This is a genomic window from Paenibacillus sp. HWE-109, assembly GCF_022163125.1.
GTDB lineage: Bacteria > Bacillota > Bacilli > Paenibacillales > NBRC-103111 > Paenibacillus_E.
This window is the reverse complement of record NZ_CP091881.1, coordinates 3,041,569-3,067,384: the sequence shown is the minus strand read 5'-3', so window position 1 is coordinate 3,067,384 and position 25,816 is coordinate 3,041,569. Positions and strand designations below refer to the sequence as shown.

The 25,816-nt window shown below is 42.0% G+C and carries 25 protein-coding genes and 2 pseudogenes; 23 read left to right on the top strand and 4 right to left on the bottom strand.

Features of this window, described 5'->3' with window-relative positions; genetic code table 11:
* The first annotated feature begins 69 nt into the window (after window positions 1-69).
* From LOZ80_RS12585 to LOZ80_RS12565, 5 genes are all read left to right on the top strand, one after another.
* The gene (locus tag LOZ80_RS12585) at window positions 70-990 is read left to right on the top strand and encodes a carbohydrate ABC transporter permease (protein ID WP_079410046.1); all 921 of its coding nucleotides are present in this window, start codon (window positions 70-72) and stop codon (window positions 988-990) included.
* 13 nt (window positions 991-1,003) lie between these two features.
* Window positions 1,004-1,816 carry a carbohydrate ABC transporter permease gene (locus LOZ80_RS12580; protein WP_079410035.1) on the top strand — a complete coding sequence of 271 codons (813 nt, stop codon included), beginning with the start codon at window positions 1,004-1,006 and terminating at the stop codon, window positions 1,814-1,816.
* Between the two features lie 35 nt (window positions 1,817-1,851).
* Window positions 1,852-3,696 carry a cache domain-containing sensor histidine kinase gene (locus tag LOZ80_RS12575; RefSeq protein ID WP_238171757.1) on the top strand — a complete coding sequence of 615 codons (1,845 nt, stop codon included), beginning with the start codon at window positions 1,852-1,854 and terminating at the stop codon, window positions 3,694-3,696.
* Between the two features lie 10 nt (window positions 3,697-3,706).
* The gene (locus LOZ80_RS12570) at window positions 3,707-5,287 is read left to right on the top strand and encodes a response regulator (protein ID WP_238171756.1); all 1,581 of its coding nucleotides are present in this window, start codon (window positions 3,707-3,709) and stop codon (window positions 5,285-5,287) included.
* A gap of 78 nt (window positions 5,288-5,365) precedes the next feature.
* A complete protein-coding gene (locus LOZ80_RS12565; protein ID WP_238171755.1) occupies window positions 5,366-6,667 on the top strand; it encodes an ABC transporter substrate-binding protein in 1,302 nt (433 codons plus the stop codon).
* A gap of 40 nt (window positions 6,668-6,707) precedes the next feature.
* Here the strand turns inward: LOZ80_RS12565 and LOZ80_RS12560 are convergent, their stop codons facing one another.
* Complete coding sequence (locus LOZ80_RS12560; protein ID WP_238171754.1) at window positions 6,708-7,274, bottom strand: TetR/AcrR family transcriptional regulator; 567 nt, start codon at window positions 7,272-7,274, stop codon at window positions 6,708-6,710.
* Between the two features lie 265 nt (window positions 7,275-7,539).
* On the opposite strand from LOZ80_RS12560, the gene LOZ80_RS12555 reads away from it, so the two are divergent.
* Together LOZ80_RS12555 and LOZ80_RS12550 are read left to right on the top strand one after the other, a co-directional pair.
* On the top strand, window positions 7,540-8,172 hold the full coding sequence (locus LOZ80_RS12555; protein ID WP_238171753.1) for a biotin/lipoyl-containing protein: 633 nt from the start codon (window positions 7,540-7,542) through the stop codon (window positions 8,170-8,172).
* Window positions 8,156-9,304 carry an ABC transporter permease gene (locus LOZ80_RS12550; protein ID WP_238171752.1) on the top strand — a complete coding sequence of 383 codons (1,149 nt, stop codon included), beginning with the start codon at window positions 8,156-8,158 and terminating at the stop codon, window positions 9,302-9,304. The genes LOZ80_RS12555 and LOZ80_RS12550 overlap by 17 nt, the downstream gene beginning before the upstream one ends.
* Window positions 9,305-9,372: 68 nt before the next feature.
* On the opposite strand, the gene LOZ80_RS12545 is transcribed toward LOZ80_RS12550, so the two are convergent.
* Both LOZ80_RS12545 and LOZ80_RS12540 read right to left on the bottom strand, forming a co-directional pair.
* A complete protein-coding gene (locus LOZ80_RS12545) occupies window positions 9,373-10,692 on the bottom strand; it encodes a catalase (protein ID WP_238171751.1) in 1,320 nt (439 codons plus the stop codon).
* 113 nt (window positions 10,693-10,805) lie between these two features.
* Window positions 10,806-12,155: an erythromycin esterase family protein gene (locus tag LOZ80_RS12540; protein WP_238171750.1), complete on the bottom strand. Its 1,350-nt coding sequence runs from the start codon at window positions 12,153-12,155 to the stop codon at window positions 10,806-10,808.
* Between the two features lie 345 nt (window positions 12,156-12,500).
* Here LOZ80_RS12540 and LOZ80_RS12535 point away from each other — a divergent pair, with 345 nt between their 5' ends.
* The 12 genes and pseudogenes from LOZ80_RS12535 to LOZ80_RS12485 form a co-directional block, all read left to right on the top strand.
* Window positions 12,501-13,820, top strand: a complete 1,320-nt coding sequence (locus LOZ80_RS12535; RefSeq protein ID WP_238171749.1) for a WD40/YVTN/BNR-like repeat-containing protein — start codon at window positions 12,501-12,503, stop codon at window positions 13,818-13,820.
* Between the two features lie 31 nt (window positions 13,821-13,851).
* On the top strand, window positions 13,852-14,607 hold the full coding sequence (locus tag LOZ80_RS12530; RefSeq protein ID WP_238171748.1) for a class I SAM-dependent methyltransferase: 756 nt from the start codon (window positions 13,852-13,854) through the stop codon (window positions 14,605-14,607).
* A gap of 176 nt (window positions 14,608-14,783) precedes the next feature.
* A complete protein-coding gene (locus LOZ80_RS12525; protein ID WP_238172970.1) occupies window positions 14,784-15,830 on the top strand; it encodes an aromatic ring-hydroxylating oxygenase subunit alpha in 1,047 nt (348 codons plus the stop codon).
* A gap of 281 nt (window positions 15,831-16,111) precedes the next feature.
* On the top strand, window positions 16,112-16,333 hold the full coding sequence (locus LOZ80_RS12520; protein WP_238171747.1) for a hypothetical protein: 222 nt from the start codon (window positions 16,112-16,114) through the stop codon (window positions 16,331-16,333).
* 105 nt (window positions 16,334-16,438) lie between these two features.
* The gene (locus LOZ80_RS12515) at window positions 16,439-16,858 is read left to right on the top strand and encodes a GNAT family N-acetyltransferase (protein ID WP_238171746.1); all 420 of its coding nucleotides are present in this window, start codon (window positions 16,439-16,441) and stop codon (window positions 16,856-16,858) included.
* 17 nt (window positions 16,859-16,875) lie between these two features.
* On the top strand, window positions 16,876-17,322 hold the full coding sequence (locus tag LOZ80_RS12510; protein ID WP_238171745.1) for a VOC family protein: 447 nt from the start codon (window positions 16,876-16,878) through the stop codon (window positions 17,320-17,322).
* Window positions 17,323-17,394: 72 nt separating this feature from the next.
* Window positions 17,395-18,141, top strand: coding sequence for a DUF4085 family protein (locus tag LOZ80_RS12505; protein WP_238171744.1), 747 nt, complete (start codon window positions 17,395-17,397; stop codon window positions 18,139-18,141).
* A gap of 209 nt (window positions 18,142-18,350) precedes the next feature.
* Window positions 18,351-18,482, top strand: coding sequence for a hypothetical protein (locus LOZ80_RS39165; RefSeq protein ID WP_283214758.1), 132 nt, complete (start codon window positions 18,351-18,353; stop codon window positions 18,480-18,482).
* Window positions 18,483-18,542: 60 nt separating this feature from the next.
* Entirely contained in the window at window positions 18,543-18,728 is a 186-nt protein-coding gene (locus LOZ80_RS12500) for a hypothetical protein (RefSeq protein ID WP_056623138.1), read from the top strand.
* Window positions 18,729-18,912: 184 nt separating this feature from the next.
* Window positions 18,913-19,461 (top strand): hypothetical protein, encoded by a 549-nt coding sequence (locus tag LOZ80_RS12495; protein WP_238171743.1) that lies wholly within the window; start codon window positions 18,913-18,915, stop codon window positions 19,459-19,461.
* Window positions 19,462-19,584: 123 nt separating this feature from the next.
* Window positions 19,585-20,283, top strand: a complete 699-nt coding sequence (locus LOZ80_RS12490; RefSeq protein WP_238171742.1) for a CTP synthase C-terminal region-related (seleno)protein — start codon at window positions 19,585-19,587, stop codon at window positions 20,281-20,283.
* Window positions 20,284-20,350: 67 nt separating this feature from the next.
* Window positions 20,351-20,653 (top strand): annotated as a pseudogene (locus LOZ80_RS12485) (group II intron maturase-specific domain-containing protein); the annotation flags it as partial.
* Here the strand turns inward: LOZ80_RS12485 and LOZ80_RS12480 are convergent.
* Window positions 20,622-21,713, bottom strand: a complete 1,092-nt coding sequence (locus tag LOZ80_RS12480) for an NADH:flavin oxidoreductase (RefSeq protein ID WP_238171741.1) — start codon at window positions 21,711-21,713, stop codon at window positions 20,622-20,624. The pseudogene LOZ80_RS12485 and the gene LOZ80_RS12480 overlap by 32 nt on opposite strands.
* Window positions 21,714-21,814: 101 nt before the next feature.
* Here LOZ80_RS12480 and LOZ80_RS12475 point away from each other — a divergent pair.
* The 4 genes and pseudogenes from LOZ80_RS12475 (at window position 21,815) to LOZ80_RS12460 (ending at window position 25,565) form a co-directional block, all read left to right on the top strand.
* A pseudogene (locus LOZ80_RS12475) lies at window positions 21,815-22,756 on the top strand (LysR family transcriptional regulator).
* A gap of 90 nt (window positions 22,757-22,846) precedes the next feature.
* Window positions 22,847-23,494 carry an HAD family hydrolase gene (locus LOZ80_RS12470; protein ID WP_238171740.1) on the top strand — a complete coding sequence of 216 codons (648 nt, stop codon included), beginning with the start codon at window positions 22,847-22,849 and terminating at the stop codon, window positions 23,492-23,494.
* A 471-nt stretch (window positions 23,495-23,965) separates the two neighbouring features.
* A complete protein-coding gene (locus LOZ80_RS12465; protein WP_238171739.1) occupies window positions 23,966-24,388 on the top strand; it encodes a MerR family transcriptional regulator in 423 nt (140 codons plus the stop codon).
* Between the two features lie 58 nt (window positions 24,389-24,446).
* Entirely contained in the window at window positions 24,447-25,565 is a 1,119-nt protein-coding gene (locus LOZ80_RS12460; protein ID WP_238171738.1) for a Gfo/Idh/MocA family protein, read from the top strand.
* Window positions 25,566-25,816: the final 251 nt, after the last annotated feature.

Below are 25,816 nucleotides of genomic sequence, written 5' to 3'. Positions count from 1 at the left end.
GTGCGGCTTCCGGTTTAGGAAGACGGCAGCTTCACCCGTGCTTTGTATAAAGATACAAGGAGAATAACCATGGAGATTAATGTGAGAGAGCGCGAAAGGACATTGATCCTCCGCAAACCATTTTCATTACGTTTCGTTACTGAATTGAAAGCTATCCTCTATCTGCTGCCGTTCCTCATTCCGTTTGCCATATTTTATCTCTGGCCGGTGTGTCGCGGAGCTTGGATGAGCTTGCATGTGTGGGGCATTCAGGGCATGCAGAAGTATGTCGGCTTCGCCAATTATAAGAAGATTTTCACCGATCAAAACTTTTACTTGTATGTGTGGCATTCCTTTTATTTTGTTCTTATCTGTGCACCCACGGTCATCGTGCTAGGACTCATTTTGGCGCTTATCATTAATCAGAATATTCGGTTTCGCACGGCAATACGTTCTATGTTTTTTCTGCCCTACGTGCTGTCCGTATCCGTTATCAGTTTTATCTGGCTTCGTCTGTTCGACTCCAAATATGGGCCGATTAACGCGCTTCTGAAGGTCATTGGGCTTCCCGGAGATATTCACTGGCTTACGGATAAACACTTTGTCTGGTGGGCAATCACGCTTGCGACCGATTGGTGGACAGTCGGGTTCGTCATGGTTTTGTTCCTGGCAGGATTACAAGAAATACCTACGGATCATTATGAAGCTGCGAAAATAGATGGCGCGGGAGCTTGGAAGCAGTTTCGGCATATTACACTGCCAGGCTTGTCGAGAGTCATGAAAATACAAGTATTCTATCAAATTATTTCTTGCTTGAAGCTATTCGGGCAAGTACAAATCATGACTGGCGGCGGTCCAGGCGACACCACGAATACGATGATTCGATATATCTATGTCACGGGTTTCAAAAAGGATATGTTTGGTCTAGCTTCCGCACAGTCGATCGTATTTTGCGTGATCATGCTGCTGATTGCCGTTATTCAATTTAAATTAACAGAGAGTAAAGATTGACGGAGGATGAACAATGAAACCAATCGCACTTAACGTCATCGCCGTGGTGCTTGCCCTTGTCTTTATTTTTCCCCTGATCTGGATGCTGCTGGTGTCGCTTAAACCGGACGGTGTCTATGTATACACACTTCAGGACTGGTTGAAATTCACTGATCTAAATATGGCTAATTATGCTAAAGTGTTGAAGGATTCGCAAATATTGAGATGGACCTGGAACAGCTTCACGATCGGCGTGATAACAACGATTCTTTCCTTGTTTTTCAGCTCATTGGCAGCCTTTTCCTTTTCCAAATTAGCATTTAAATCCAAAGGCTTGTTCTTTCTGCTCATTGTTTCAGGCTTGCTTATTCCAACGGAAGCGATCCTCATTCCGCTTTATGAAACAACACTGCATCTGAAACTCATCGATAACATCTGGGCGATTATTCTCCCAGGATTGACGAATCCCATAGGTATTTTGCTGCTAAAGCAGTTCATGGACGGCGTTCCAAAGGACTACATAGAGGCAGCACAAATTGACGGCTGCAGGAATTTTGGGTTATGGTCGCGGATTTGCTTGCCGCTTACGAAATCGGCGATGGTCTCCGTGGGTATTTTTTACTTCATCTTATCGTGGAACAATTTCCTGTGGCCCTATTTGTCGATTACCTCGCAAGAGAATATGATTCTTTCAGCAGGACTGCCAACCTTTTTGTCGAATAATACGATGTCCTTGAATCTCATTATGGCAGCCAGCGCGATTGCGGCGATACCCACTATTCTGGTTTTCGTGCTTTTGCAGCGACATATCGTGCAAGGTGTGGCAATGTCAGGAATTAAAGGGTAAAGGAAAGATCCTCTAACGTAGAAAGGGTTGTTGCGATGACCCCAACAGCAGGGAAGACTAACAAATCGAAGTGGAATCGCTACATCTCATGGATGAATATATGGACGAGCAGCATACGCTACAAATGGATGCTGCTTTTGTTTCTGTTTTCCTTAACGCCGCTGCTTGCCATGGGTTTTATGTCATTTTCGATTTCCAAATCAACGATTAACAAGAAGGTGACGGAGTACTCGGAACAATTATTGAGGCAAACAGCCGAAAATATCGACACCCGACTTGGGATATACAAAGATATGATGATGCAGGTCGTAGGCAACAACGACATCGTCTCCATGCTGCGAGTCCTAGATCGAACAGATGCTGCGCAGTATGATTTGGACTCTCTTTCACTTACGACGAAGCTTTCAACGATCATAGCGATTAATCAGGATTTGCAGTCGATCTCCTTCCTGTCACCGAAGCATTACATCAAAGGGATTTACCGCTGGAACGACCGCTCGAATGAGAAAGTTTCACCGTTCCTTCGAACGCTCGAGGACGGGAGCAATTTTCGCTGGTTTCCAACCCGTCTGGGTACGTATGTAGACAGTTTGAATTCACAGAATGTCCATGTGTTCTCTTTGGCCAAACAAATTTATAAGACTTCTGATGATAGTCCGGTAGGCATTATTGCCGTGTTGGACATTCGCGAAGATGTGCTCAAAGAAATCGGCGATAGGACAACGAAGAGCAACATGGATATCCAAAGCTTTGTTATTGACGGAAGCGGACAAATTATTTCTTATCCAGACAGCCAGTTGCTTGGCAAGAGTGTCAAACAGGTGTTGGGAGAAAGCGGTTACAGCCAATTATTTCGTACGCCTTCGGAGGAGTTGGCCTTTCCGCTCAAGCATGACGGTCAGCGGCTGATTGTCAATTATAAAAAATTGCATACGAACGACTGGATTGTGGTCAATGTCATCTCGGAATCATCGTTGTATAAAGATACCAATCGTCTGTTGCAAATTATAATGATTATTGCGTTGATCTGTATTCTGTTTTCGATCTTAACGGCCATATTTTTGGCGAATTCGATTTCTAATCCAATCTTGAAAATGATCCGTCTGATGCGCCAGGTAATGTCGGGAGATCTTAGCGTTAGATTCAAGGCCAAACGGCGCAATGATGAATTTGATATATTAGGCGAGAATTTTAATTATATGGTTGCCAGAATTGATGAGCTGCTTAAAGCAGTCTATGAAGAACAGAACCATAAGCGCGTAGCAGAGTTGAAAGCACTGCAGGCACAAATCAACCCTCATTTTCTATATAACACGCTGGATATTATTAAATGGACAGCCTTGTTGCAGAAAGCGAATAATGCCGCAGAAATGGTTAGTCTGTTATCCAGGCTGCTCCGTATCAGTTTAGGCAAAGGCGAAGAGACGGTTACGGTTGAAGAAGAGATTGAACATGTACAGTGTTATCTGGGCATTCAAAAATTCAGATTCAACTTCCATATTGAAACGTTCGTATATCTGGATGAAGATGTTCGCACACTTCGAACGCCGAAACTGATTTTGCAGCCGATTGTGGAGAATGCCATTCTCCATGCGTTTACCGAGCGGGAATCAGGCGGTGAGATTCATATTCGTTGTAGCCTGCATTCCGGGGGCGGCATCAGGTTTGAAGTAGCGGATAACGGCTGCGGGATGGAGCCATCGCTTGTAAAGCGCCTTCGTACACATCAAGAGACATTCGGTGAAAAGCTCGGTGGCATCGGTTTATCGAATGTGGATGAACGCATCAAACTGATCTGTGGTAAAATGTATGGCTTAGACATTCAAAGTGAACTTGGAACCGGTACGCGAATCGGTATTCGGCTTCCTTATATGGAGTAGGTGGAGATTCATGTTTAGCGTCGTGATTGTCGAAGATGAATATATTGTCAGGTATGGGATTCGGTCTATGATCGAGTGGGAAAAGATGGGGTTAACCGTTATTGGAGAAGCAGCCAACGGACAAGAAGCCCTTGCGTTCATCCGCCAGGAGCCGCCGGATATTCTGATTACCGATATCAAAATGCCAATAATGGACGGCATTGGTTTAATTTCAGAAGTGCGTAAATTTAGCCCCCACATGAAAATCCTGATTCTCAGCAATTTGGAGGATTTTCAATATGCCAAGGAAGCGATCCGCTACGGGGTTTCGGAATATTTAATCAAGTCGGATATGATGCCGCGAGATTTCGAACAAGCCTTGATGAAGGTGAAGGAAGCCTTAGAAGAGGCGTCTCCCAACAGGGAAGAGAAGCAATCGGCAAGCGCCCAGCCATTATGGAAAGAAAAGCTGCTGCTGGATCTTGTCGAAGGTACAGGGACAGAACAGTTAAGCGTGCAGAGCGCTATCGAAAGTTTGGGACTTCTGGATGCCAAGCTGCCGCTTTATGTGCTGCATATTGGGAAAAATGCTTTGCAGCTGGGTATCACGGAAGGGCAATCCTATATACGAAGTGCGTTGGATCGCGTTGTGGCGGGGGAATATGGGGCTAGCTACGAAGTGTTCCCAGATAGACTAGGCGAAATGAATGTGCTTTTATTTTCGAGGAAGGCTCAAGACTTGAAGGCAGTGAGGGAAATCGCGCAATCGCTTCTTACGTATCTGGTAGATCACTATGAGATGCTTTGTACCATTGGGGTCAGCAGAGGCATCATGGCTTGGTCAGATTTGCAGAATGCGCATGAGCAAGCTATGACCGCCGCTAAGTATAAAATGTTTATCGGCAGCGGGAAGGTGATTGTCTACGGTGTGGATTACGTTCCTGTGCAGAATCAACAAACCGAGCCTATCAAGGTGAGTACGAATCACATACATTCGATGGTCTATGCTTTTCAATCTGAGGAACTGCAAGCCTATTTGGAAGAAATATTCGAGCATCTCGCTTCCCGCAAAGATTCTGACATGGTACATATCATCTCTTTGGAGCTCCTAATTATGTTGACGACCCTTTGGTCGGACGTTTCCAGCGATCAGCACAATATTCTTCATCTGAAAAAGCAATATTTTGACCAGTTAGCCAAATTGGAGACGATCCAGCAGAGTAAAGCGTGGTTTCTACAGGCTTTCGAGGAGCTTGTCCAGCACATGATTCACGTATATAACAGTGACCGTAACGGGATTATTAAGGCAGCCCAATACATGCAGATGTACTATCATCAGGAAATTTCCTTGCAATCGATCAGCCAGCTAGTTCATTTAAGTAAAAATTACTTTGCCAATCTGTTCAAAAAAGAAATGGGTGAAAGCTTTTTGGAGCATTTGACCCGCATCCGCATTGAGAAGGCGAAGGCGCTGCTAACAGGCGAGCTCAAAACGGCGGACATCGGTCATTTGGTAGGGATTCAGGACCCGAAATATTTCTCTAAAGTGTTTAAAAAGATTACGGGGGTTTCCCCATCGGAATATCGGAATCGAACTAGAGCCGACGTCTAGTCGATTCCTTTCATATCTATATTTGCAAGCGCTTACTAAAATTAGTATTGATTAAACAGAGAGAGAGGGGGAACTGTTATGTTTAGGAAGTACCGGGCTCTGCCTCTATCCTTTATCGTTATGCTGGCGCTCACGGTCTCAGGTTGTTCGACAAACTCTGATGGCAGTGCCGAGCAAATGGCCAAAAATAAAGCAGCATCAATCGGCAATGAAGCTCCTGTGGAGATTTCGTTTTGGAATCCATTCGGCGGTGGGGAGGGGGATTTCGTCGAGCAAATTGTTAAAGGCTTCAATGTCTCGCAGAGGGAGATTTTCGTCAAACAGCTTCGGCTGGAATCCAATGAATACTACGTGAAATTGAGTACAGCACTTTCTTCTGGGAAGGGACCGGATGTCGCAGTTGCCCATGTCGATCGGATGTCGCCGTTCGTTAAGGCGAAACAGATTGTGCCGCTTGACGGTTTGGCAGGTGAAAACGGATTCGATTTCAAAGAAATTGAGGAGTCCAATTTACGGAGTGTGAGCTTTAGTGGCAAACCGTACGCTGTACCGCTTGATACGCATTTTCACATGCTTTACTACAACAAGGCGATTTTGAAAAAAGCTGGTTTGTTGAATGAAGATGAGACGCCGAAACTTGGCGAGGCGTCGCCGGAGGGTTTCATTCGCATGCTGACGCAAATTCAAGCGAAAGTAGCCGGTGTTCAGCCTTTCGCAGTGAACACGCCTTACTTTCAGGAACCATTCCTGAATTTATATTATGAAGCAGGGGGTGAGCTGCTCAATTCCGATATGTCGAAAGCAGCCATCCATAACGAGAAAGCGCTCAGCGTGCTGAAGTTTTATCAGCAGCTTTACGCTAATCATTTGTCCGATTTAAACGATAAAACGCCATGGGACTCCTTCCACGAGGGGGAAGCCGCGCTATGGTTCGGAGGCGTGTGGGAAGCAGGTCACCATCTCAGCGAGAAGTCATTGCCGGTCGGCATGATGCCCCTTCCTCCCATATTCGGCAGCTTCTCGCATTGGGGGAGCTCGCATACGCTGGTGGTGCCTGCCTATGTGACTAAGGCGAAGCAGCGTGCAGCAATGGTCTTCATGAAGTATTTCTCTGAAGTTGGCAGCAAGACCTGGGGGCTTGCGGGACATGTGCCGGCGAATCGAGCTGTTCTGCAAAGCGAGGAGTATCAACAACTGCCCTATAGGAAGCTCTTTATCGAAGATCAGCATCATGTTAAATTTGCGCCGCAAACCGACAAGTATGCGACGATCTTTACAACGCTTTCGGAGGATCTCCAAAGCATCGTTCTGGGCGGGCTGGATCCTGAAGCAGGACTTGCAATGCTGGAGAAGAAGATCAACGAAATTTTAGCTAATTAGTTCGTTGGTCTTCAGCTCGCGGCTAATGAGACTTGTGACATCAGGTCTTAATTAGCTCTTTCGCATGCTTCTTGCCAGCTGTGAGAAGGTCCCCGCTAAGTTTACTGTCAGTAACTGAGCGTGCCAGGACTAGAGTTCCGACCATAGTACTAAGCAGTACGCTACCTTTGGCTGTGTCTATTTTCCCGACCTCGGAAATAAAATCAATCATTCGTTCCAACTCGTGGGTGAACACCCGCCGAATCTCATCGGAGGAACGTGAAATTTCACTGGAAAGGGCGGGAAGGATGCAGCCAATCTCAGTTCTATCGCGATGCTGCGTACTTAAATAGTAATCAATGACGGCATTGATTTTGGGACCTATATTTTCCTGGTCAGCGACTTCCTGCAAAAATGAAATCGTATCGCTAATGGCATAGCGACAGGCTTCGGCAACCAGTTGCTCTTTGTTGTCAAAGTGCGAGTAGAACCCTCCATGCGTCAGTCCGGCACCTTTCATGATAAAAGGAACGCTGATGTCACGAATCCCATTCGTACGAAAAGCTTGAGCGGCACTTTCGATGATTTTACCTCTAACTTTAAACTTATGACCTTCAGGATAGGGCATTGTAATCACTCCGTTACGTATAAGTCTATCTTAAAATATTATAGTCATCATAATAAAACGTGTCAATTTCTCCTGTTATAGCCGCTTGTCATGAGCAGACATACAGGTTGCTATTGACTGAATTAAAATATGATGACTATAATATATTATGATCATCATATTTTAAAGCGGCGGTGTATTTAGGAGGTGTTAGGTGCAGAATCCGCTGGAAGCAGCAGAGAACACCGTTTGAAAATCAAGCATTCATGGAGAGGGAGAGAGAACAATGAATTTTAAAGCAGGCATTTATATTGGAATTGCCATCGTGGTTATTGCAGGAGGTGCTCTTCTTGCTGCAAAAGGCAAAGATGCCGTTAGTCAGGCGGAGAGTAGAAAGCAAGGCGTGCTTGAGGCGGAGCAAAACATGGTTGTGTTTGACAAAAGTAAGGGGATAATTGTTAAAATAAACGCTGCTGCGGGAGATTCCGTCAAACAGGGAGACATTCTATTCAAAGTTAAAACAGCCGAAGGAGCGGATATGGATATCCTTTCGCCTAATGATGGATTGATTAGTAAAATCATGGTTAAGCCGGGAGATCAGCTTGCGCAAGGTATGCCGATTGCAGTCGTGCAAAAAACAAGCTATTATGCGGACCTTTATGTGCAGGAAGGGCAAATTCAGAAGCTTGATGTCAATAAAAGCATTCAAGTTCATTTTCCATACTTGAAGCGTTTTGCCCAAGTCGATGGCGTTGTCGCTTCGATTTCGGCCGCCCCCCAATTTGCCAGCTTACGTATGACACGCGAGAGAGGGCAAGCTGATTTAAGCATGTATCTTGTTCGAATAACCGTAAATTCAAACTCCGATCTTCTTCCTGGTATGACAGCGGAGGTGGACCTTGATGAAATCGTTGATTGAGGAGTGGAAGTACGCAGCGAGCAGCAAGTACCTTCTTACAATCTTTATCGCACCGCTGATAGCCGCTTTGTTTTTTGGGTTGATGTTCTCGAAGAACCAAATTAGCAAATCACCAGTTGTTGTTATCGACGAAGACCACAGTGCTTATTCGCGACAACTGATTTCGAAACTGAACGCGTCCCAATACATGAAAGTTACGAATGTATTTGCGGGTCGCATAGACCCCGAAACCTTGCTGGCAAACGAGCAGGCTGTAGCCGTCATTATGCTTCCTAATCAACTAGAGATGCGTAAGTTGCAAGGCAAATCTGCGAATATCGGGATTCTAATGGATAACACGATGCCCTCAGGGCTAATGGGTATCCGAACCGCCATTCAAGAGATCCTCACAACAGAAAATATGACTTTATCCATGACACGTCTGGGGCAAAGTGGGATGGAGGCGGATATGGCCAAAGGGCTTATATCGCCGTTATCTCTCCAACAGCGAATGCTGTTTAATCCAACAACCAGTTATGTAGACTTTATGGTCATCGGATTTGTGAATATCATCGTGCTGATGATGACAACCAGCGCAGCTGGATCGATCGCGCCTCGTCTTCGCAAAGAAGGGAAGCTGCTTGCGAATGGCGTATCGCCTGCCCAGCTCTGGATCCGCAGCGTTCCTTATGCTGTGCTGAGTACATGCTCATTAATCCTGAGCTATGGTCTATTAAAGCAAATAGGTAATATGCGTTTTGAAGCTGAGCCTTATATTTTTATTATTCCATTACTAATTTATTCTTTTGCCTTGTCACTAACGGGATTATTGATTGGCTATACGGCCAAAGATGCGTCCAAGGTGGGTTTGCGAACAAGCCTTGTCTTGTATCCGTCATTTCTGGCTACGGGGATTCAGTTGACTCCGCTTGCTTTTCCTGTGTTTTTTCAGATCATTGCATGGGCATTGCCCATGAACTGGCTGAATCGTTTACTACGTGGAATGGCATTTCGTCATGGATCGCTGACAACCTACAATTTGGAGATAGGAGCATTAGTAGTCATTATTGGTGTTGCGTCCTTGTTAATCGGGTTGTTGATGCTTCGTGAAGTGCGCAAAACAACAAGCCATCTTTCTTTAGAAGGTGAATAGTTACATGCACAGAATAAAGCAGCCGAACACACCTGAATCAGGGTGTCTGGCTGCTTTTTTGTTTATATCTAGTTTGACTGCATCTGAATCTGTCTGGAAACCCGTTCTCCTAACTCTGCTGATGCATGGTATAGGTAGCTCATAACAACACTTTGCGTTTCATGAGATATGCTGGAGAGATCGGCAGCAAGGTTCTCAATCAGGTGTTCCTGCTGAACAGGTGGAAGGGAGTTATAATACTCTCCCGCTTGTGTAAAATTATCAGGTTTAGGCAAATCAGATCTTACGAGGCGACCTTCTACGAATCTACCTTCGCCACTTGTTTCCAGCGAACCGGGTGACCAGTTATGCTGATGGTTGATAGGAATTTTCCGGAAATCAGGTCCCAAGCGCCGCCGCTGTGAATCCGTGTATATATTCGCCCGTCCTTGCAGCATCTTATCATCCGATAATTCGGCTCCCTCCAAAAGATTAGAAGGTGAAAAGGCGATTTTCTCGACTTGCTCCATGTAGTTATCCGGATTACGATTTAATACGAGCCGACCTACCGGCAACAAAGGATATTGTCTAATATCCCAAACCTTCGTATCATCCAGTGGATCATAGGGCAGGCTGACTGCGTCTGCGGGGTTCATCAGCTGAACATAAAGCCCGTATTCGACCGTCTTCCCTGAAGCAAGAGTGTCATAGAGATCCTTGCCAGCGTAATCGGGATTTTCCCCCGCTAATTGGGCTGCCTGGTGACGATCGATATACTCAATACCGGCAAGAGGATACCAGAGATATTTCACATAAGTTCGGTTACCCTGTGTGTTCCTCCAAACATAGGTGTTGACACTATGGCCCGGAATGTGGCGGAGGCTCTTGACCGTCCCGGCGTCCGAGTATAGCTGAACGAGGAAATGCGTTGATTCCGGCGCTCTGGCGATAAAGCTCCAAAATCGTTCAGGGTCAAGCAAATTATTGACCGGCGATGGCAAAAAGGCCTTGATCGATTCAGGGAATCGAATGGCATCTCGAACCAAAAATACAGGGATATGATTACATAATAAATCAAATACGCCTTTTTCTGTATAAAATTTAGTGGAGAATCCCCGTACATTCCGGGAAGTGTCAGGGGTACCCTTGTTACTTACTGCAAGGGAAAATCTTACTGTCACAGGGACCTGTTGACCAGGATTCTGCAGAAAGCAAAGCTGGGTGTGTGACGCCATGGAGTTCACGGTCTGAAAGTATCCGAATGCGCCATAACCCTTTACGTGTACGGGTCTCTCGATTATTTTGCTATGTACGAAGCTCTCCAGAGTTTCATGTAAAACACTGTCTTGTTCCAGAACGGGACCTCGCTCGCCGACGGTCTGAGAATGAAGGGCTGCGTTTTCTTCCATGATTTAACCTCCTGTAATCATCTCTGATATACATGGTTATGTTGAAATTCAAGCAATCATGATAGCTGGAATGATTTTTTCACAAAAAGGTAGCTCAGCTTTTTTACTTCATGTTACTTGATATGCGACGGAGTCGTTTTTTGAATATGAACCATGATGTCGAACTGCTCTTGAAGGGAAACATCATAATATTGCGGTTCGTTAGGAACGATCTGTGCAATGCCATCCAAGAAGGGCTGCTTTTCTTTTACCCATTGTTGCGCGGCTCCATTCAATTTGTGAAGATCTAACAGGAACTGAGCGTATGGAACTTGACCAAACATATAATTGGAGCTGTTCTCGTTCTTCTGGATGGTATCCGCTGCAATCTTTCCTTCACTGAATGCTGTGAATTTGCCTTCTGTGGTGGTGGTGCCAATTGCTACATATTGATCGCCTAGACGTTCTTTCAGAAACTCCCCGGCGACTTTAGGATACCACTTCTCCGTGATAACTCCTTTGGCTATGTGAATATTGTGCCCCCAAACCATCGTTTTCCCGCCAAATTGTCCTTGAGCCCAAACGGCATGCTCGGCTAGATACTGATCATGCAGCTTCACCATGGTCGGATAGTCAGCTGGAATCACCATCTTCGTAAAATTCTCTATCACCTTAGCCGTTCCTATCACCCAAGCTAGTTCGAGTGAACCCGTTTCATTATTTGACTTTGTTTTGTCTTCAAGTAGTTTGACTACTTTCTGCGCATTAGTCTTATGCTTTTCTTTCACTTCAGCAGTAAGCTTCATATATTCCTGTAGATTACCTGCCACCGACGACAACTCTTTGTAGCTTTGCTCGACTTCCGGCAGCAAATCAGGATGATGTTCCTTTACATAGTTGATCACTTTATCAAAGACACTTTGATCCAGCATTTTCAAGTCGAGTCCGATGAACTGAATTTTCTTCTTATTTATAGGATCGGCATTGTATTCCCGCATCCATTCTACCATTGCGACGATCTCATCCGTTGGGTACAACAGCTTCAAAAAATCCCTCGGGTTACCTTTTCCCGTTTGGATATACTCGTTCAGCTTTAAACCGTTGCCCCAATCCTCTTCAATCCCAAAATTGGTAAAGCCCAGCTCAGTGACCAAATACTTCACAAGGCGATGCTTCATCGTAAAAATCTCCGAACTCCCGTGAGTAGCCTCTCCTAAACCAACATAGTTGGCATTGCCTATCATGTCTTTTAGCGGTTTTAAATCATCTAATGGTTGTTTCGGATCCACCGTCTTTAGCTGCTTCGCCTGCATTTCAAGTGATTTTGCAATACTGTTTTGAGATATTTGAGCCGTCTCAATGGGGCGGATTGTTCCTGTCTGTTCCGGTTTTTCAGCGGGTTTCGTACTGCAGCCTGCAGTTAGTATCGCTGCACTTAACACTACGGCAGCTCCACCGAAAATCATTTTTCTACTTTTGTTCATCGTATTCACCTCATGGATTTTCTTGAAGTTCGACTTTTCTGTATACAAGTCTATTGCGTCGTCTTCAGTAGTCCAATTGTTACGCAATCACTATCATGAATACTAGTTACAAATCGGCACTAAAGCATGTGACATGGGTAGTAACGGACAGAGTGCTTTGTCAAATCGTATCAATAACTTCAGAGCCGGGTGGATATCCGCTGAAAATGTCATATGACATTTTGACACTGGTGTAGTGCTGGAGTCAGCCTCTCTGTATGATTTTTTTAAACCTGCTAATTCCAATATATGGTATAATGGGGTGGCGGAAATTGATGAAAAAGGAAATGAGGGTGATGACTGTTTATGTCCAAAACAAAAATCCCACAGATTACTAAAGAGTTTTCTAGTTTTCTTAACCTGAAAGGTTTTCCTCTACTAGTTGAAATAATAAGGAGATCCAAAACATTCATCTTATACTTATTTATTAATAAAAAGTTTGAAGAATTTCTATCATTTTTAGTTTGGGAAATAGCACATTTCTTGAAAATTAACAAAAAAAATGTTATTCATCTGATGAATAAGTCAAGCTTAAAGTATTCTGATGAAGAAATGTTAGATAGAGATAAATTCAACTGGAAAATTGAGGGTGGTACGTGTGAGTTGCTTCCTGTTTCTTGGACACTTGTATATATCGTTAGCAACGAAGAGCTGCTAGGGGTGGCCAACGATAGATTAAATGTTCTTGTTAGAAGTAACGATGAAGGTACTACTTATACAGATGTTTTTACATTTTCTTCAAGCGTAGATGCAATTTATGTAAGTCATAATTACAACATTTATGTTTGTAGTGATGGAAACGTATACAAAAGTAAAGATAACGGAACAACGTTCAATATCGTTTTACAACTAAGCACTCCACATAGTGTATTTATTCATAATTATGGAATAACAGAAGATGATAAAGGGACTATTTTCCTTGGAGAGTATGCGAATGTATGGGTGGAAAAGAAAGGGTGGCAGAATGTGGCTTATATTTATTACTGCCCTACTACTAGTGAAAATTTTACTAAATCGGATTTCTTTATTAAGGAAGGAGCCAATAAGCATATTCATTTGATTAGGTATTGCAGCCGCCTTAAGAAGCTGTTCGTTACAGATGGTGACAATAAAAAACGAGTGTGGATAAACGATTCCATGCAAAATTATTCAGTAAGGTCTTCTCCCAATCAACATGGGTGGCGATTAATAAATAAAAGACATATAGATACAGGAGGATACACTTCTGTAGTTTCCTTAACGGATGGAGTTCTGTTCGGAAGTGATTATTTAGGTGGGACGAATTTTCTAATAAAAACAATAGACGGCATAAAAATGAGCAAAAAAACTTTGCCAGATCCCATAAGACGTAACCCTATTTACAGTATTGTAAATGTGAAATCTAGAAATAGGAATCAAGTTTGGGTAAACTCTGTAAATGATTTAGGGAGGCAAGATGCTAAAGCAGTTTTGTTTTATTCTAATGATAATGGAGAAACATGGTTCAATTTTATTGAATATGACGGATTAAAATGTAAGATTGAAATTCGATCAGCATCGTTAAATCCAACAAACTATTTTCTAGCTTCAATATGCAATAAAGAAAATAATCGTATCATTGGAACCTTTAAAATCAAATTGGATTAATTTCAACGGGAACTAGGAGGGGGACCATACGGTGCCTAACAATAAAACAGAAAAACTGCATGATATTTGGCTAAACAGTGTTATGGATAGTGAGGATAACTTTATTTATCTTTTAAATACGATGGTTATACGTGCATTTTATTATATTGATTCATGTATGAATGAGGAAAGCATGGTTTTAGATATTGGATGTGGGACTGGGCTAATTACAAATGTAATGTCTAATATAAGTAATAACGTTTATGGAGTGGAGGTGGACATTGCCAAAATAAATGAAGCCAAGGATAGATATAAGAAACCTTTCTTTGTGAATGGAGATATTCAGAAATTGCCTTTTCAAGATCATACGTTTGATATTATTACGTCGTTTAGTGTTCTTCAATATGTAGATCGAAAAACAGCACTTTCAGAAATACATCGTGTTCTTAAACCAAATGGAAAAATTGTGTTTCTTGAAAACCTTTACGGCAATCCTTTTGTAATGCTCTATAGGATGTTTCGTCCCAATATTGAAAATCCCTATTTGAAGCCCAAAAAACACATAAAGTGGTCTGAGTTAACAGAATTTAATCATTATTTTAAAGTGGCTGATTTAGAAACTTTCCATCTAACAACACCATTGTCGATTGGGATTAAGAAAATACGAAAAGCAAACACGATCAATACAATGGAATCAAATATTTGTTATAATTTCCTCCAGGACATTGATGGGTTTTTGTTAACGTACTTTAAATTTTTGAGAAAATTTTCTTGGAACTTTGTCTTATACGGAGAAAAACCAATTTAATGTAGCTTAAAATTAATTTCCGCCTATAGGGCGGATTTTTTATAAACAATTCTAACAAATATCATCCTTTTTGGTTGTTCAAACAAAATATCGTCATTGATATTGCTCATTAAAATTACGCAGTAGTAAGATGTTACTAGTAAGGAATGATAATGAACCGTGAGGTGAGCCCGATGATGATATCTGAAAACAAGGAAACGAACGTTGATATCCAACTTCCCCGTGACTGTACGTTCACACCACAGGATTGGCAGGTATTGGCCCAATATTGGTATCCTATTGCTCAAGCAAGCGAAGTCACAGAAAAGCCGATCGGTGTAAAGCTATTGGATGTAAAGCTCGTTTGTTACCGCAGCAACGATAAGGTGGTTGTTGCTCGTGATCTTTGTTTTCATCGAGGTGCTCCACTTAGTAAGGGTTGGGTTGAGAACGGGGAAATCGTTTGTCCGTATCACGGCTTTCGTTATAACTGTGAAGGAAAGTGTACGTCTGTTCCCGCGCATCCCGATGCTAAAATTTCGCCTAAACTAAAATTAATTGTCTATCCGGCAATAGAAAAATATGGCTTGATTTGGACATCTATTATATCCAGTGAAGTGGATATACCAGAGTTTCCAGGATGGGATGACCCGGATTATGTAAATGTATTGCCACCAAGCTTCGACATTGCTGGTTCAGCCGGGCGTCAGCTTGAAGGCTTTTTAGATGTATCGCACTTTGCTTATGTGCATACAGAAACATTCGGTGACCGTAATAACACCGAAGTACCGCAATACAAAGTCATGCGGGAAGGGAATGAATTACTTGCTGAGTATTGGAGTACGGTTAGCAATTACGGAAAAGGTCAGGATAATCCTGCGCCCGAGGGATTTGAATGGCTTAGAGAATTTCGTGTGTTCCCTCCGTTTGCGGCGTCGCTAACTGTTTACTTTCCAAACGATGGAAAACTGATGATATTGAATTGTGCATCGCCGGTATCTGCCCGCTATACACGGCTATTTAGCCCAATTTCCCGAAACTTTGATAAAGATACTCCGGTTGAAGATACCATCAAATTTAATCTGCAAGTCTTTCAAGAGGATCGCGAAATGGTCGAAGCACAGACTCCGGAAGATTTACCGCTTGATCTGCAAGCGGAAGCCCATATCCCAGCTGATCGTACATCCATTGCTTATAGGCAGCTTCTTAACGAGATAGGGCTTGGACGAACTTATACGACATAAGGAATTGATAGCAAAAATTTCACCCTCAGCTTGCTGCTGTGGGTCTTTTTTTTACCTGACCAACCAGTTCCTATTTATGGTAAAATTGATTATCGTTAATAAACCCATAGAACAGGAGAATGACATATGAGCCAGCCATGTATTTATTGCAGCAAAAATGAATCTTTATCGAATTTGATGATCGAAAAGCAACTGACAGAAGAAGAATATGGAGAAATCATTAACCAATTGAAAGAGCATTTATAAACGGGGAACCTAGTAAATTCAGGGTGAGGTGACCTATGTTGAAAATTATTTATGGTATATCTGCTGAGAACGTACCATCCAAGGATATTGGAGATCAGATAGGTGAGATAAGAAAAAGAGTACGTCCAATGCCTCAAAACAACGGTGAAGCAAATGATGCAGAAGTAGGGAGCAAATTATTTAAAATAGTCGGTGTTGACCAACAGAATGCTATTGCCATACAAAAAAATGATGTGTATTTAAAAGCGACAAAATAGATTCAATTATTGATAAATCAAATGCGTTTCCTCCTACGGTTTCTCCTGGATATATAGATTAAAAAATTATGTTATTATTTATATAAAAAAAGTTGGAGTGAACTTATGAATATTAGAGTAGCAAATGAATTAGATTACCCTGATTTAAGACTTATATATCTAGAATCTCGTCGTAATAGTTTTCATTGGGCAGATACAGAAGAAATGACTTTAGAAGACTTCGATAAGCATACTGAAGGAGAGTATATTATTATTGCAGAGGAAGATACTCATATTCTTGGATTTGCTTCATTGTACCTGCCAGATGATTTTATACATAATTTATTTGTTCATCCTGATTGCTCAGGTAAGGGTGTTGGTGGTAAGTTGGTTAATGCCTCTATAGAAAAAATGAATAAGCCAGTAACATTGAAATGTGTATCCGAAAATCAAAAAGCGATAAAGTTTTATGAGAATAATGGTTGGAAGAAAGTTGTTGAAGAAGGAAATGCAGAAGGGAAATATTGGGTTTTGGTATATGAGTAATTAAAGGAGATAAAACTATGGCAAAAAGCAAATTACTAAGAATGGACAATGTTGGCATCGTTGTAGAATCCCTTGATGACGCAATCTCTTTTTTCGAGGAGGTTGGCTTGAAGCTCGAAGGGCGAGCTACTGTCGAAGGTGAATGGGCTGGTCGCGTAACCGGGCTGGGTTCACAGTGTGTAGAGATTGCTATGATGGTTACCCCAGATGGCCACAGCCGACTGGAACTTTCGCGATTTCTCACCCCACCTACCATATCAGATCACCGAACTGCTCCTGTAAATGCCCTCGGTTATTTACGTGTCATGTTCACCGTTGAAGACATTGACGAAGTGGTATCCAGACTCATTAAGTATGGTGCTCAGCTCGTTGGCGAAGTGGTTCAGTACGAGGACTCGTATCGGCTCTGCTACATTCGTGGAAATGAAGGAATTCTAATCGGTTTGGCGGAACAACTGCGATAGTGAAGGAGCCTGACTCACGGTGCTCCTTTTTTTGTTCATTTAAGTAGCGAGTAGTGAGGAGAAAATTATTTAATGAAATATTTTACGAAAGAATGGTACGAACTTTGTCAAAAAATGAGCTTTCATTTAGGTTTAGAGGAAGAAAAACAAGCGGGAACATTCTCAGAAGCATATTTTCAACAACTCTATAAAGATGAATTAAACAAATGGCTTCAGCTCCAAGAAGAAGTGGCTTCCATTATGCAAGCGAACGGAACGAATGAGCCTTTCAATAAAGATAAAGAAACGAAACAATTTCATGAATCGATCATTTATAATCAAGAGCATTTAAGAAAGTCATTACCAGAAACCATTTTGAATAAGATAGCCGATCTAAGGGTTTTTGCCTTAAATAAAGCAACAAGTGATGTTATAAATGCTGTAGCTCAATTTTGTGAGGATAATAAAAGGGTTGTAGAGACAACAGGTGTAAATTTCAGAAAATATCATAAAGAAGCTTCATTATCATTGGATAGAGGAATTGTTGAGAATTTCAGCTTTCATGATTGTAAGATTACCAAATCAATTCAGAATGATCAATCAATAACACTAATTCTTGACACCTCTGGTGGTTTTACAAACATTGACGAAGTGATCTTTGAGAATGTTACGATAATTAAGCAAGATGATGGATTGGAAAACTCATGGTGGTTATATGAGGAAGTATATAGAGTGGATGACAGATATGAGTTTCACATGTTGCTTCAGAGTCAGGATATGGGGTTAATTGACTTTATTGTCTCAGCTGAGCAAGTCTTTTTTAGAAGGCTTGGGTCATGATAATAAATGTGCTTTATTTTGTGGAGATTAAGGGATGATTATGCAAGAGTAATCATATTTGAAAAGCTTTAGTTCCCAGTAAGAAATTATTGTTTAATTGCGTCGACCAACTAAGTGATTGGCACAATATGTCTGCTTATATTACTTCTTAAGTGAGTACAATATATATGTTTCAAATTACTCAAATGGGTGAAAGGGAGGTAATCTCAATGTCCGATAAAACTAAAACCAAGATAACCAAATCTCAGCGAACCGTAGATAAGGAACTGCAATCTCGAACTCGAAAATCGCCTGACCAATCTGCACCAAATAATACACATGATCAACCAGGTGATGCTTAAAAACATTTCAGCGAATAATTTAGTAGGTAGATCAATTTTCGAATTTGGAGGATAAATACAATGACATCCAGTAGGGGACATCAAGGAGCTCATGGCACAGGACAAATTGTTAAGCAACTGAACAATCAAGCCCAAGCTGCGGAGCAAATTCAAGGAAGTAATAAGGTTGATCAAGAAATTATTGCAGCCGCAAACGAACATAGTTCAGAACTGGATGAAATCATTGATACGGATGTCAGTTCCTAAGTTGAGCTTCGGCATGGAACGATCTAAAGTAATACGAGTTAGAGAACTGCGGCATGCTTCATGCTGCGGTTTTTTTTCTTGTTCGGTGACACAAACATAATCGTTGGTTATTTTTGTGCTTCTCATTTCATTTTCATAAAAAGGGGATATAGTACAAATATAAATAAGAGTTGGAGGAGTTAAGATGAGCTTTCAGAAAAATGTAGAAGGAAAACCATTATGGATTCCAAAGAAAGAACGAATATGGGTATTTGGTGCGATAGCCGTGTCCGCAATCTATTTCATATGGCAGCTTTGGAGTCTTCTTCATTTACCCTCAGCAACATTGCATGATCGTCGTTTTGAGCATACATTCAAGGATTATGGCTCCAATGCCCGAATAGCCTTATTCGTAGTGTTAGCGAATTATGTTTTAGCATTTATAATCAAACAGCGTATTTGGGCAACCTTAGCTGGTCTAAAAAAAGGTATGGTTATACTACTTCGTATTGTCAAAAAATATCATACCTCGATTGCGATTCTCGCTATCGCACTCATTACTCTCCATGCGGTTGCCGTTTTTATGTATGGTTTTAAATGGGATTTCAACAACATTACCGGGCTTCTTGCACTAATCGTCCTGTTTCCGGTACCGATTTCAGGTTTATTCCGTTACAGAAGACTCGATAAGAAATGGCATTTAAGATGTGGACTAGCATTTGCTATATTATTTTTGATTCACTCATTTCTATAGTAGTAAATCTTCGGTAAGGCGAATGTGAGTGGATATTGCATTCATCTTATTCCCGATGGAGGACATGGACAATTGCTAACATATGGTATAATTTCCTAGTTGAATTTGAAGGGGGCATACATAATGAAAATTGGGATTGTTGGTGACTTTCGTCCAGAATATCCATCACAGATTGCTACTAACGATGCACTTCTACATTCATTTAGGAAATTAGGAGTTTTTATCGAGTATGAGTGGATTCCTACCGCTGCCATAATTAAACAACTGGATACCATCAAGGAAACCTTTCAGGGTTTTTGGATAGGTCCAGGGTTCCCAGATTCCGTTGATGGGGTACTTAGCATTATTCAATATGCACGCGAAAACAATATACCTTTGTTAGGGACATGCGCTGGATTTCAATACATCATTATGGAATATGCAAGAAACAAAATGATGCTGGAGAATGCTGGGCACGAAGAACGCGATCCACACGCAAATCAAGTAGTTATCAGTAAACTGGCTTGCTCATTAGTCGGCCAAAAAGGTGAAGTCATAGTAAAGAAACCCTCGAGAATCTATGATATTTATCAAGTTGAAAATGTCATTGAACAATTCAGATGTAACTATGGACTTAGTTCGGAATATGAAAAACAAATTCATGAAGCCGGATTAAGAATAGTTGGAACGGATTACATTGGCAACCCAAGAATTATTGAATTACTTGAGCATAAGTTCTTCATAGGTACGTTATTTGTTCCCCAATTAAGTTCCACTTCTAATTCAACACACTGCATCGTTGACTCTTTTATTTCTACTGTCTTAAGTCAGCCTGAGGATTAAACTAACGGAGAAATATAGTTGAGGGGCACATCTTCGTGAAAACCAAAAGAGCAGGCGAATGTGAACAAAGAACCGAAAGTACTTGATGGGATGGTGCGGTAATTTCTAGCTTGCGGAAACGTCGAGTATTTTGAAGGATATGGACAAATGGATTCGAAGAAGGTTACGCATGTGCTTATGGAAGTAATGGAAGAAACCGAGGACCAAAATAAAAAGGCAGTTATCTTTAGGAATACCTAAGGATAAAGCCTTTGAATGGGGGAATACCCGAAAAGGGTATTGGCGTATTACAAGCAGTCCAATATTACAGCGAGCATTGGATAAACCAATATCCGTTTTTATACGACTACTTCATCATCTCGTAGCGTAGCGATGGGGTGCAGGAAGCGATGGTCGAAATGGTTAAGCGTGGTTCCTTCCTTCAATTTATTCACCCAATCTGAATTTACTAATGCACTTGTGCCGATCGCGACAAGGTCAGCATTATTCGCCGTCAAGAGCTGTTCCGCCTTTGCAGGCTCGCCTAGTTTGCCGTTCGCGATGACGGGCAAGCCGCCGTACTTTGCGGCGAGTTCTGCCAGTGTGGGGCCGCCGTCTGCGAATGCGGGCGCAAACGCTTTGTATTCGGTTGTATGAATGTAGGTCGGGTAAGCATTGCTCAGTTTCTGGAAAATGATTTTGGCATCTTCGATTCCGTTTGCCCACTTATGGTGGATATCGTTCACTTTGCCTTGCGAGATGCGCACGCCTACTGTATAATCTGGGCCTACAACGTCGCGGATTGCTCTCAATACTTCCTCCACGATCCGGATACGTCTCTCCGTAGAACCGCCGTAATCATCGGTTCTGAGGTTCGTGTAATTGGTAATGAATTGGTCGAGCAAATAGCCGTTGGCGGCATGCACTTCAACTCCATCGAATCCGACCAGCTTGGCGCGAAGGGCGGCTTGGGCGAAATGATCGATTGCCTTCCGGATCTCCGATATCGTCATCGCTTTTGGGACGGTAAATTCCCCGCTACCTCCGTGATCTTCTAACATCGTACCGACCGGCTTAACAGCTGAAGGCGCTACCGGTATAAATCCATCGTGCTGAACGAGGGCACCAGCATGCATCAGCTGCGCGATTATTCGTCCGCCTTCGCGATGTACTGCCTGTATGACAGGCTTCCAAGACTCGGCTTGCTCTTCATTGGCAATGCCAGGCTGGTTCTTATAACTTTGGCTGTTCAACAAGTCCGGATAAATGCCTTCTGTAATGATAAGACCGAACCCGCCTTTCGCGAACCTTGCATAATACCGCGCCATCCGGTCGTTTGCCAGGCCATTTGATTCTGCGCTCGTACGTGTCATCGGTGAAAGCGCCGCCCGATTGGGCAGTAGCAGGGAACCTAACTGAAATGCGGACAAAAGCTTGGTATACGTACTCATATTGATATCCTCCTCAAATGTACAAATAGCAGTAATTTTATTGACTGCCAGAAGTATTGTTTTCATGACATGATTGTAATCCGGTATATTCATACTGTAAAATGATTGATATTGATATATATATCAAAAAAAATGATGCTTCAAGCAAAGGGTTTCTCATGGAATTAACGGATTTAAAAGTAGTGATGGCGATCATGGAGGAAGGCAGCATATCCCGCGCCGCGCAGAGGCTGGATTACGTGCAGTCGAATGTCACAGCACGTGTCCGCAAGCTGGAATCGGAGCTAGGCATTCAATTGTTCAACAGACATCCTAAGGGTGTAACGCCAACTGAGAAGGGGCTCGCATTCAGCAAATATGCATTGGACATTATTCGAATGGCCGAGGAAGCCGTCATGGCGGTGAGGGAGCCGGATTATCCGTCAGGACCGCTTGCCATTGGCATCGTGGAGACTTTTGCTTCCTCGGACCCGTTTATCAAGGCGCTGTCTGAATTTCAACGTCATTACCCAGAAGTCGCGTTATCGCTAATCAACGGAACATCGCCGCAAAATTACGAGAAAGTGTTGAACCGTCAGTTGGACGGAGCTTTTTGCACGGGTGACTTTGATATGTCCCAACTTGAAATTGAAGTTGAGATTCGGGATAAAGTCGTTCTGCTAACGGCAGCTGAAGGACAAGATTCATCAGAGATCCCAAGTATCGCGAATGCTGCTTGGGTCGTATTTCCGAAGGGATGCCCGTTTAGGACAGCAAGCGAGGAATGGCTTCGCAGCGAGGGTATACTGAACGCGAACTTGATCTAAATCAGCACTATGGAAATGATGTTGAACTGCGTACAGGCAGGACTCGGCTTTTCGCTAGTACCTGAATCGGTCATTTCCAGAGCTGATAATCGGCTGTGCGTTTATCCGGTCCCGAAACAGTACCAGTACACGACTACGCGGCTGGTTCGCCGCAAAGAGCAATTCCGCAGCAAAGCTTTCGCCGCATTCGCAAAATGCGTGAAGGCAGAATTGCGGGAACGGGCAGTATTCTTATAAAAGTGATTGTTTTTAAATAAGGCAGCAGGATATAATTGGGAATAGATTTGAGAAAAGTTGAGTTGAGATGAGAGAGGGAGCTGAGTTGAGATGAGCCGATTTAAAGGTATTTTTTTTGATTTGGATGGTACTCTAATTAATAGTGAGGGACTGGGTACAGAAGCGTATAATTACGGGATTCAAAAAGTCTTAAATCGAGAAATAAACGAAACTGAAAAACAATTCTTACTCGGAAAACCGTTTAACGCTTTAGATATTTTATTCCCATTTTTATCATCTTCCGAAAAAGAAGAGATTATTGAAGAAACATTAGTCTATTATAGAAAGTATAATCATCTGATTGAAGAATATCCTGGGATTCGGGAAATGATTACAATTCTCCATGAAAATGGATATAAACTTGGGATTGTCACTGCCAAATTAAAACAAAATGCAGAGACAGAATTACGAAACACTGGTTTGTATTCTTTCTTTGAGGCAGTTTTGGCAAAGGAAGATTGTCTTGATTTTAAACCAAATCCTGTTCCTTTACTACAATTAGCTGAAAAACTTAATTTACAGCCAAAGGAGTGTTTGTATGTTGGAGATCAGCCGACAGATATACAAGCCACACATGCCGCAAACATGACTAGTGTTGCCGCTCTTTGGGGAGAAGGTAAACTTGAAAGGCTTTCCCCACTAAACCCAACATTTTTATTTAATAATCCAAACCAGTTAATTGAAATATTATTAAACTGAGGGACGGAGAACGATAGTTAAACATTTGAAGGGCTACCGCGTGGTAGCCCTTCACTCCGTTAGCGGGCAGCATAGTTGAATATATCAACAATAAATGGATGGAATTGGTATCACAATTATTATAAATTTTTGGGAACCTGTATTGAAGGAGCTTGCTATTCGGCAGGCTCCTTTTCTCACTATAGTAATGACGGTTTGCTAGGCTCCCATGTGATCTGTATGAGCATGTAGGATTATGGATTGTACTTTTAAAGAAGAATCACCTTATAATCGTCTACTTATCTTAGATTATTAGAATTATCATAACGCTTTCATTGTTTTATGATAAGGATGTAAAGAAAAAGCATATCACAGCGATGCCTATAAGGTTGTTGGTGAAAGTGATGAAGTATTTATTCAATATCCTTGACTTCGAGTATACTCTAACAAATACAATAATGATTATCAGTCAATTAAAGGTGGCCGACCACAATGTACTCAATTAGTGATATATCCAAATTAATGGGCATTACAGCATATACGCTCAGATACTACGAAAAAATAGGTCTTGTTCCTAACCCCAAACGTCTGGATGGGAAGCAATACGGGATTAGGCGATATGATGATCAAGATCTTCGATTTATCAAATTTATTCATGGATTGAAGCAAACGGGGATGAAGCTAAAAGACATCGCAACGTTTGTGGAAGAGGGATGTTATGTGACGCAAGAGGAACCAGAAATTGAAGTTAAGGTGATATTTCACAAAAGGATTGATATTTTAAGTAAGCATATAGAGAAACTGGAACAACAACTAACGCAATTGGAAGTCGTGAAGGTCTCCGCACAGGATAAAAGAAATTTTTACTACAGTATGTTGAAAGAACACGGAAACGAGGAGAAGAAACTGAAGTAATCGTTTAACTCAGCCAGGTCATTAGTTAACTACCCTAATCAAGGAGGCTATACAATAAATGGATAAGACAATACGTGTCGGTGTAATCGGGGGATCGGCTAACAACCAGTGGGCTAGTTCAACTCACATTCCTGCATTACAACGGCTTTCGAAATTTAAAATTACGGCAATCGGTACAACCCGGATGGAAAGTGCGGAGAAAAGTGCCTCCCAATTCGGAGTTCCACATGCATATGCGGATTCAAACGAACTAGCCAACGACCCGGATGTGGATATGGTTATTGCGAGTGTGAAGGTTCCTGATCATTACGATGCGGTCATGGCCACACTCAATGCCGGTAAACATGTATATTGTGAATGGCCTTTGGGCTTAAACACTTCTCAAGCCATTGAGATGAATAATTTAGCTACAGCCAAAAAGGTTCATCATGCGGTTGGTTTACAAGCCCGACAATCTCCTGAAGTTAACTTTGTGAAAGACCTGGTGGCTGAGGGATATATCGGCAAAGTGTTGTCGTGTCATATGAAAGTCTTTACAACTGCAAAGGGCGGTACAACGAATGAAGCCTCTAAATATTTATTGAACCATTCCAATGGTGCAAACTTATTGACGATTAATGCAGGGCATGCCATAGATGCACTGTGTTATGCTGTTGGCGATTTTAAAGAGATATCGGCTACGATAGCTAATCAAATTAAACAAGCGAAAGTGCAGGAAACCGGTGAAATCATTGAGAAGACGACTGTAGATCAAATCTTAATTAATGGAACATTAAAAAGCGGAGCAACCGTCTCTATTCATGTACAGGGGGGCGTACCCTATCGAACAGGAGTCTCGTTAGAATTCTTTGGAACGGAGGGCGTAATTGTACTGTCTAATGAAAGTACTCATGCTCAGCTTCAATGGGGGGATTTGAAAGTTGAAGGAATGCATCTTGCCAATCGGGAGAACTCGTCTTCACTCGCTGAATTAACCATTCCGGATCATTACCGTTGGGTGCCTGATACGATCCCTGGCGGACCTGTCTTCAATGTTGCACAAGCTCTCGAGAAATTTGCAAAGGATATTATGGAGGGAACCCGACGTATTCCTAGTTTTGACGATGCGGTAAAACTTCATAAACTCCTTGATCACATACAAAAAGCAGCCGATACTGGTGAACGTCAGCTTCTTTAATTAAATCCAACTCATTCTCCATCGAGGCAGCAGCATTTTTTCTTGTAACATAGCACTAATTTTCATTATTAGAAATAGATAATTAATTTAACTTTAATCCTAATTTAACTTAGCTATGTTATGTTAGTGGTACCTTTTCAAGATATTCATAACTAACAGTAAAAGTCACTTATGGATCATAGAATGGGCTTTTCTCAAATATAATTTACAGCCAATATTACATGGGTAGGTTGAATATGAAACTTTCTTGG

Excerpts from the sequence above, each read along its gene's own strand:
- LOZ80_RS12585 (WP_079410046.1), top strand. The coding sequence starts at position 70 with ATGGAGATTAATGTGAGAGAGCGCGAAAGGACATTGATCCTCCGCAAA.
- LOZ80_RS12580 (WP_079410035.1), top strand. The coding sequence starts at position 1,004 with ATGAAACCAATCGCACTTAACGTCATCGCCGTGGTGCTTGCCCTTGTC.
- LOZ80_RS12575 (WP_238171757.1), top strand. The coding sequence starts at position 1,852 with ATGACCCCAACAGCAGGGAAGACTAACAAATCGAAGTGGAATCGCTAC.
- LOZ80_RS12570 (WP_238171756.1), top strand. The coding sequence starts at position 3,707 with ATGTTTAGCGTCGTGATTGTCGAAGATGAATATATTGTCAGGTATGGG.
- LOZ80_RS12565 (WP_238171755.1), top strand. The coding sequence starts at position 5,366 with ATGTTTAGGAAGTACCGGGCTCTGCCTCTATCCTTTATCGTTATGCTG.
- LOZ80_RS12560 (WP_238171754.1), bottom strand. The coding sequence starts at position 7,274 with ATGCCCTATCCTGAAGGTCATAAGTTTAAAGTTAGAGGTAAAATCATC.
- LOZ80_RS12555 (WP_238171753.1), top strand. The coding sequence starts at position 7,540 with ATGAATTTTAAAGCAGGCATTTATATTGGAATTGCCATCGTGGTTATT.
- LOZ80_RS12550 (WP_238171752.1), top strand. The coding sequence starts at position 8,156 with ATGAAATCGTTGATTGAGGAGTGGAAGTACGCAGCGAGCAGCAAGTAC.
- LOZ80_RS12545 (WP_238171751.1), bottom strand. The coding sequence starts at position 10,692 with ATGGAAGAAAACGCAGCCCTTCATTCTCAGACCGTCGGCGAGCGAGGT.
- LOZ80_RS12540 (WP_238171750.1), bottom strand. The coding sequence starts at position 12,155 with ATGAACAAAAGTAGAAAAATGATTTTCGGTGGAGCTGCCGTAGTGTTA.
- LOZ80_RS12535 (WP_238171749.1), top strand. The coding sequence starts at position 12,501 with ATGTCCAAAACAAAAATCCCACAGATTACTAAAGAGTTTTCTAGTTTT.
- LOZ80_RS12525 (WP_238172970.1), top strand. The coding sequence starts at position 14,784 with ATGATATCTGAAAACAAGGAAACGAACGTTGATATCCAACTTCCCCGT.
- LOZ80_RS12520 (WP_238171747.1), top strand. The coding sequence starts at position 16,112 with ATGTTGAAAATTATTTATGGTATATCTGCTGAGAACGTACCATCCAAG.
- LOZ80_RS12515 (WP_238171746.1), top strand. The coding sequence starts at position 16,439 with ATGAATATTAGAGTAGCAAATGAATTAGATTACCCTGATTTAAGACTT.
- LOZ80_RS12510 (WP_238171745.1), top strand. The coding sequence starts at position 16,876 with ATGGCAAAAAGCAAATTACTAAGAATGGACAATGTTGGCATCGTTGTA.
- LOZ80_RS12505 (WP_238171744.1), top strand. The coding sequence starts at position 17,395 with ATGAAATATTTTACGAAAGAATGGTACGAACTTTGTCAAAAAATGAGC.
- LOZ80_RS39165 (WP_283214758.1), top strand. The coding sequence starts at position 18,351 with ATGTCCGATAAAACTAAAACCAAGATAACCAAATCTCAGCGAACCGTA.
- LOZ80_RS12500 (WP_056623138.1), top strand. The coding sequence starts at position 18,543 with ATGACATCCAGTAGGGGACATCAAGGAGCTCATGGCACAGGACAAATT.
- LOZ80_RS12495 (WP_238171743.1), top strand. The coding sequence starts at position 18,913 with ATGAGCTTTCAGAAAAATGTAGAAGGAAAACCATTATGGATTCCAAAG.
- LOZ80_RS12490 (WP_238171742.1), top strand. The coding sequence starts at position 19,585 with ATGAAAATTGGGATTGTTGGTGACTTTCGTCCAGAATATCCATCACAG.
- LOZ80_RS12480 (WP_238171741.1), bottom strand. The coding sequence starts at position 21,713 with ATGAGTACGTATACCAAGCTTTTGTCCGCATTTCAGTTAGGTTCCCTG.
- LOZ80_RS12470 (WP_238171740.1), top strand. The coding sequence starts at position 22,847 with ATGAGCCGATTTAAAGGTATTTTTTTTGATTTGGATGGTACTCTAATT.
- LOZ80_RS12465 (WP_238171739.1), top strand. The coding sequence starts at position 23,966 with ATGTACTCAATTAGTGATATATCCAAATTAATGGGCATTACAGCATAT.
- LOZ80_RS12460 (WP_238171738.1), top strand. The coding sequence starts at position 24,447 with ATGGATAAGACAATACGTGTCGGTGTAATCGGGGGATCGGCTAACAAC.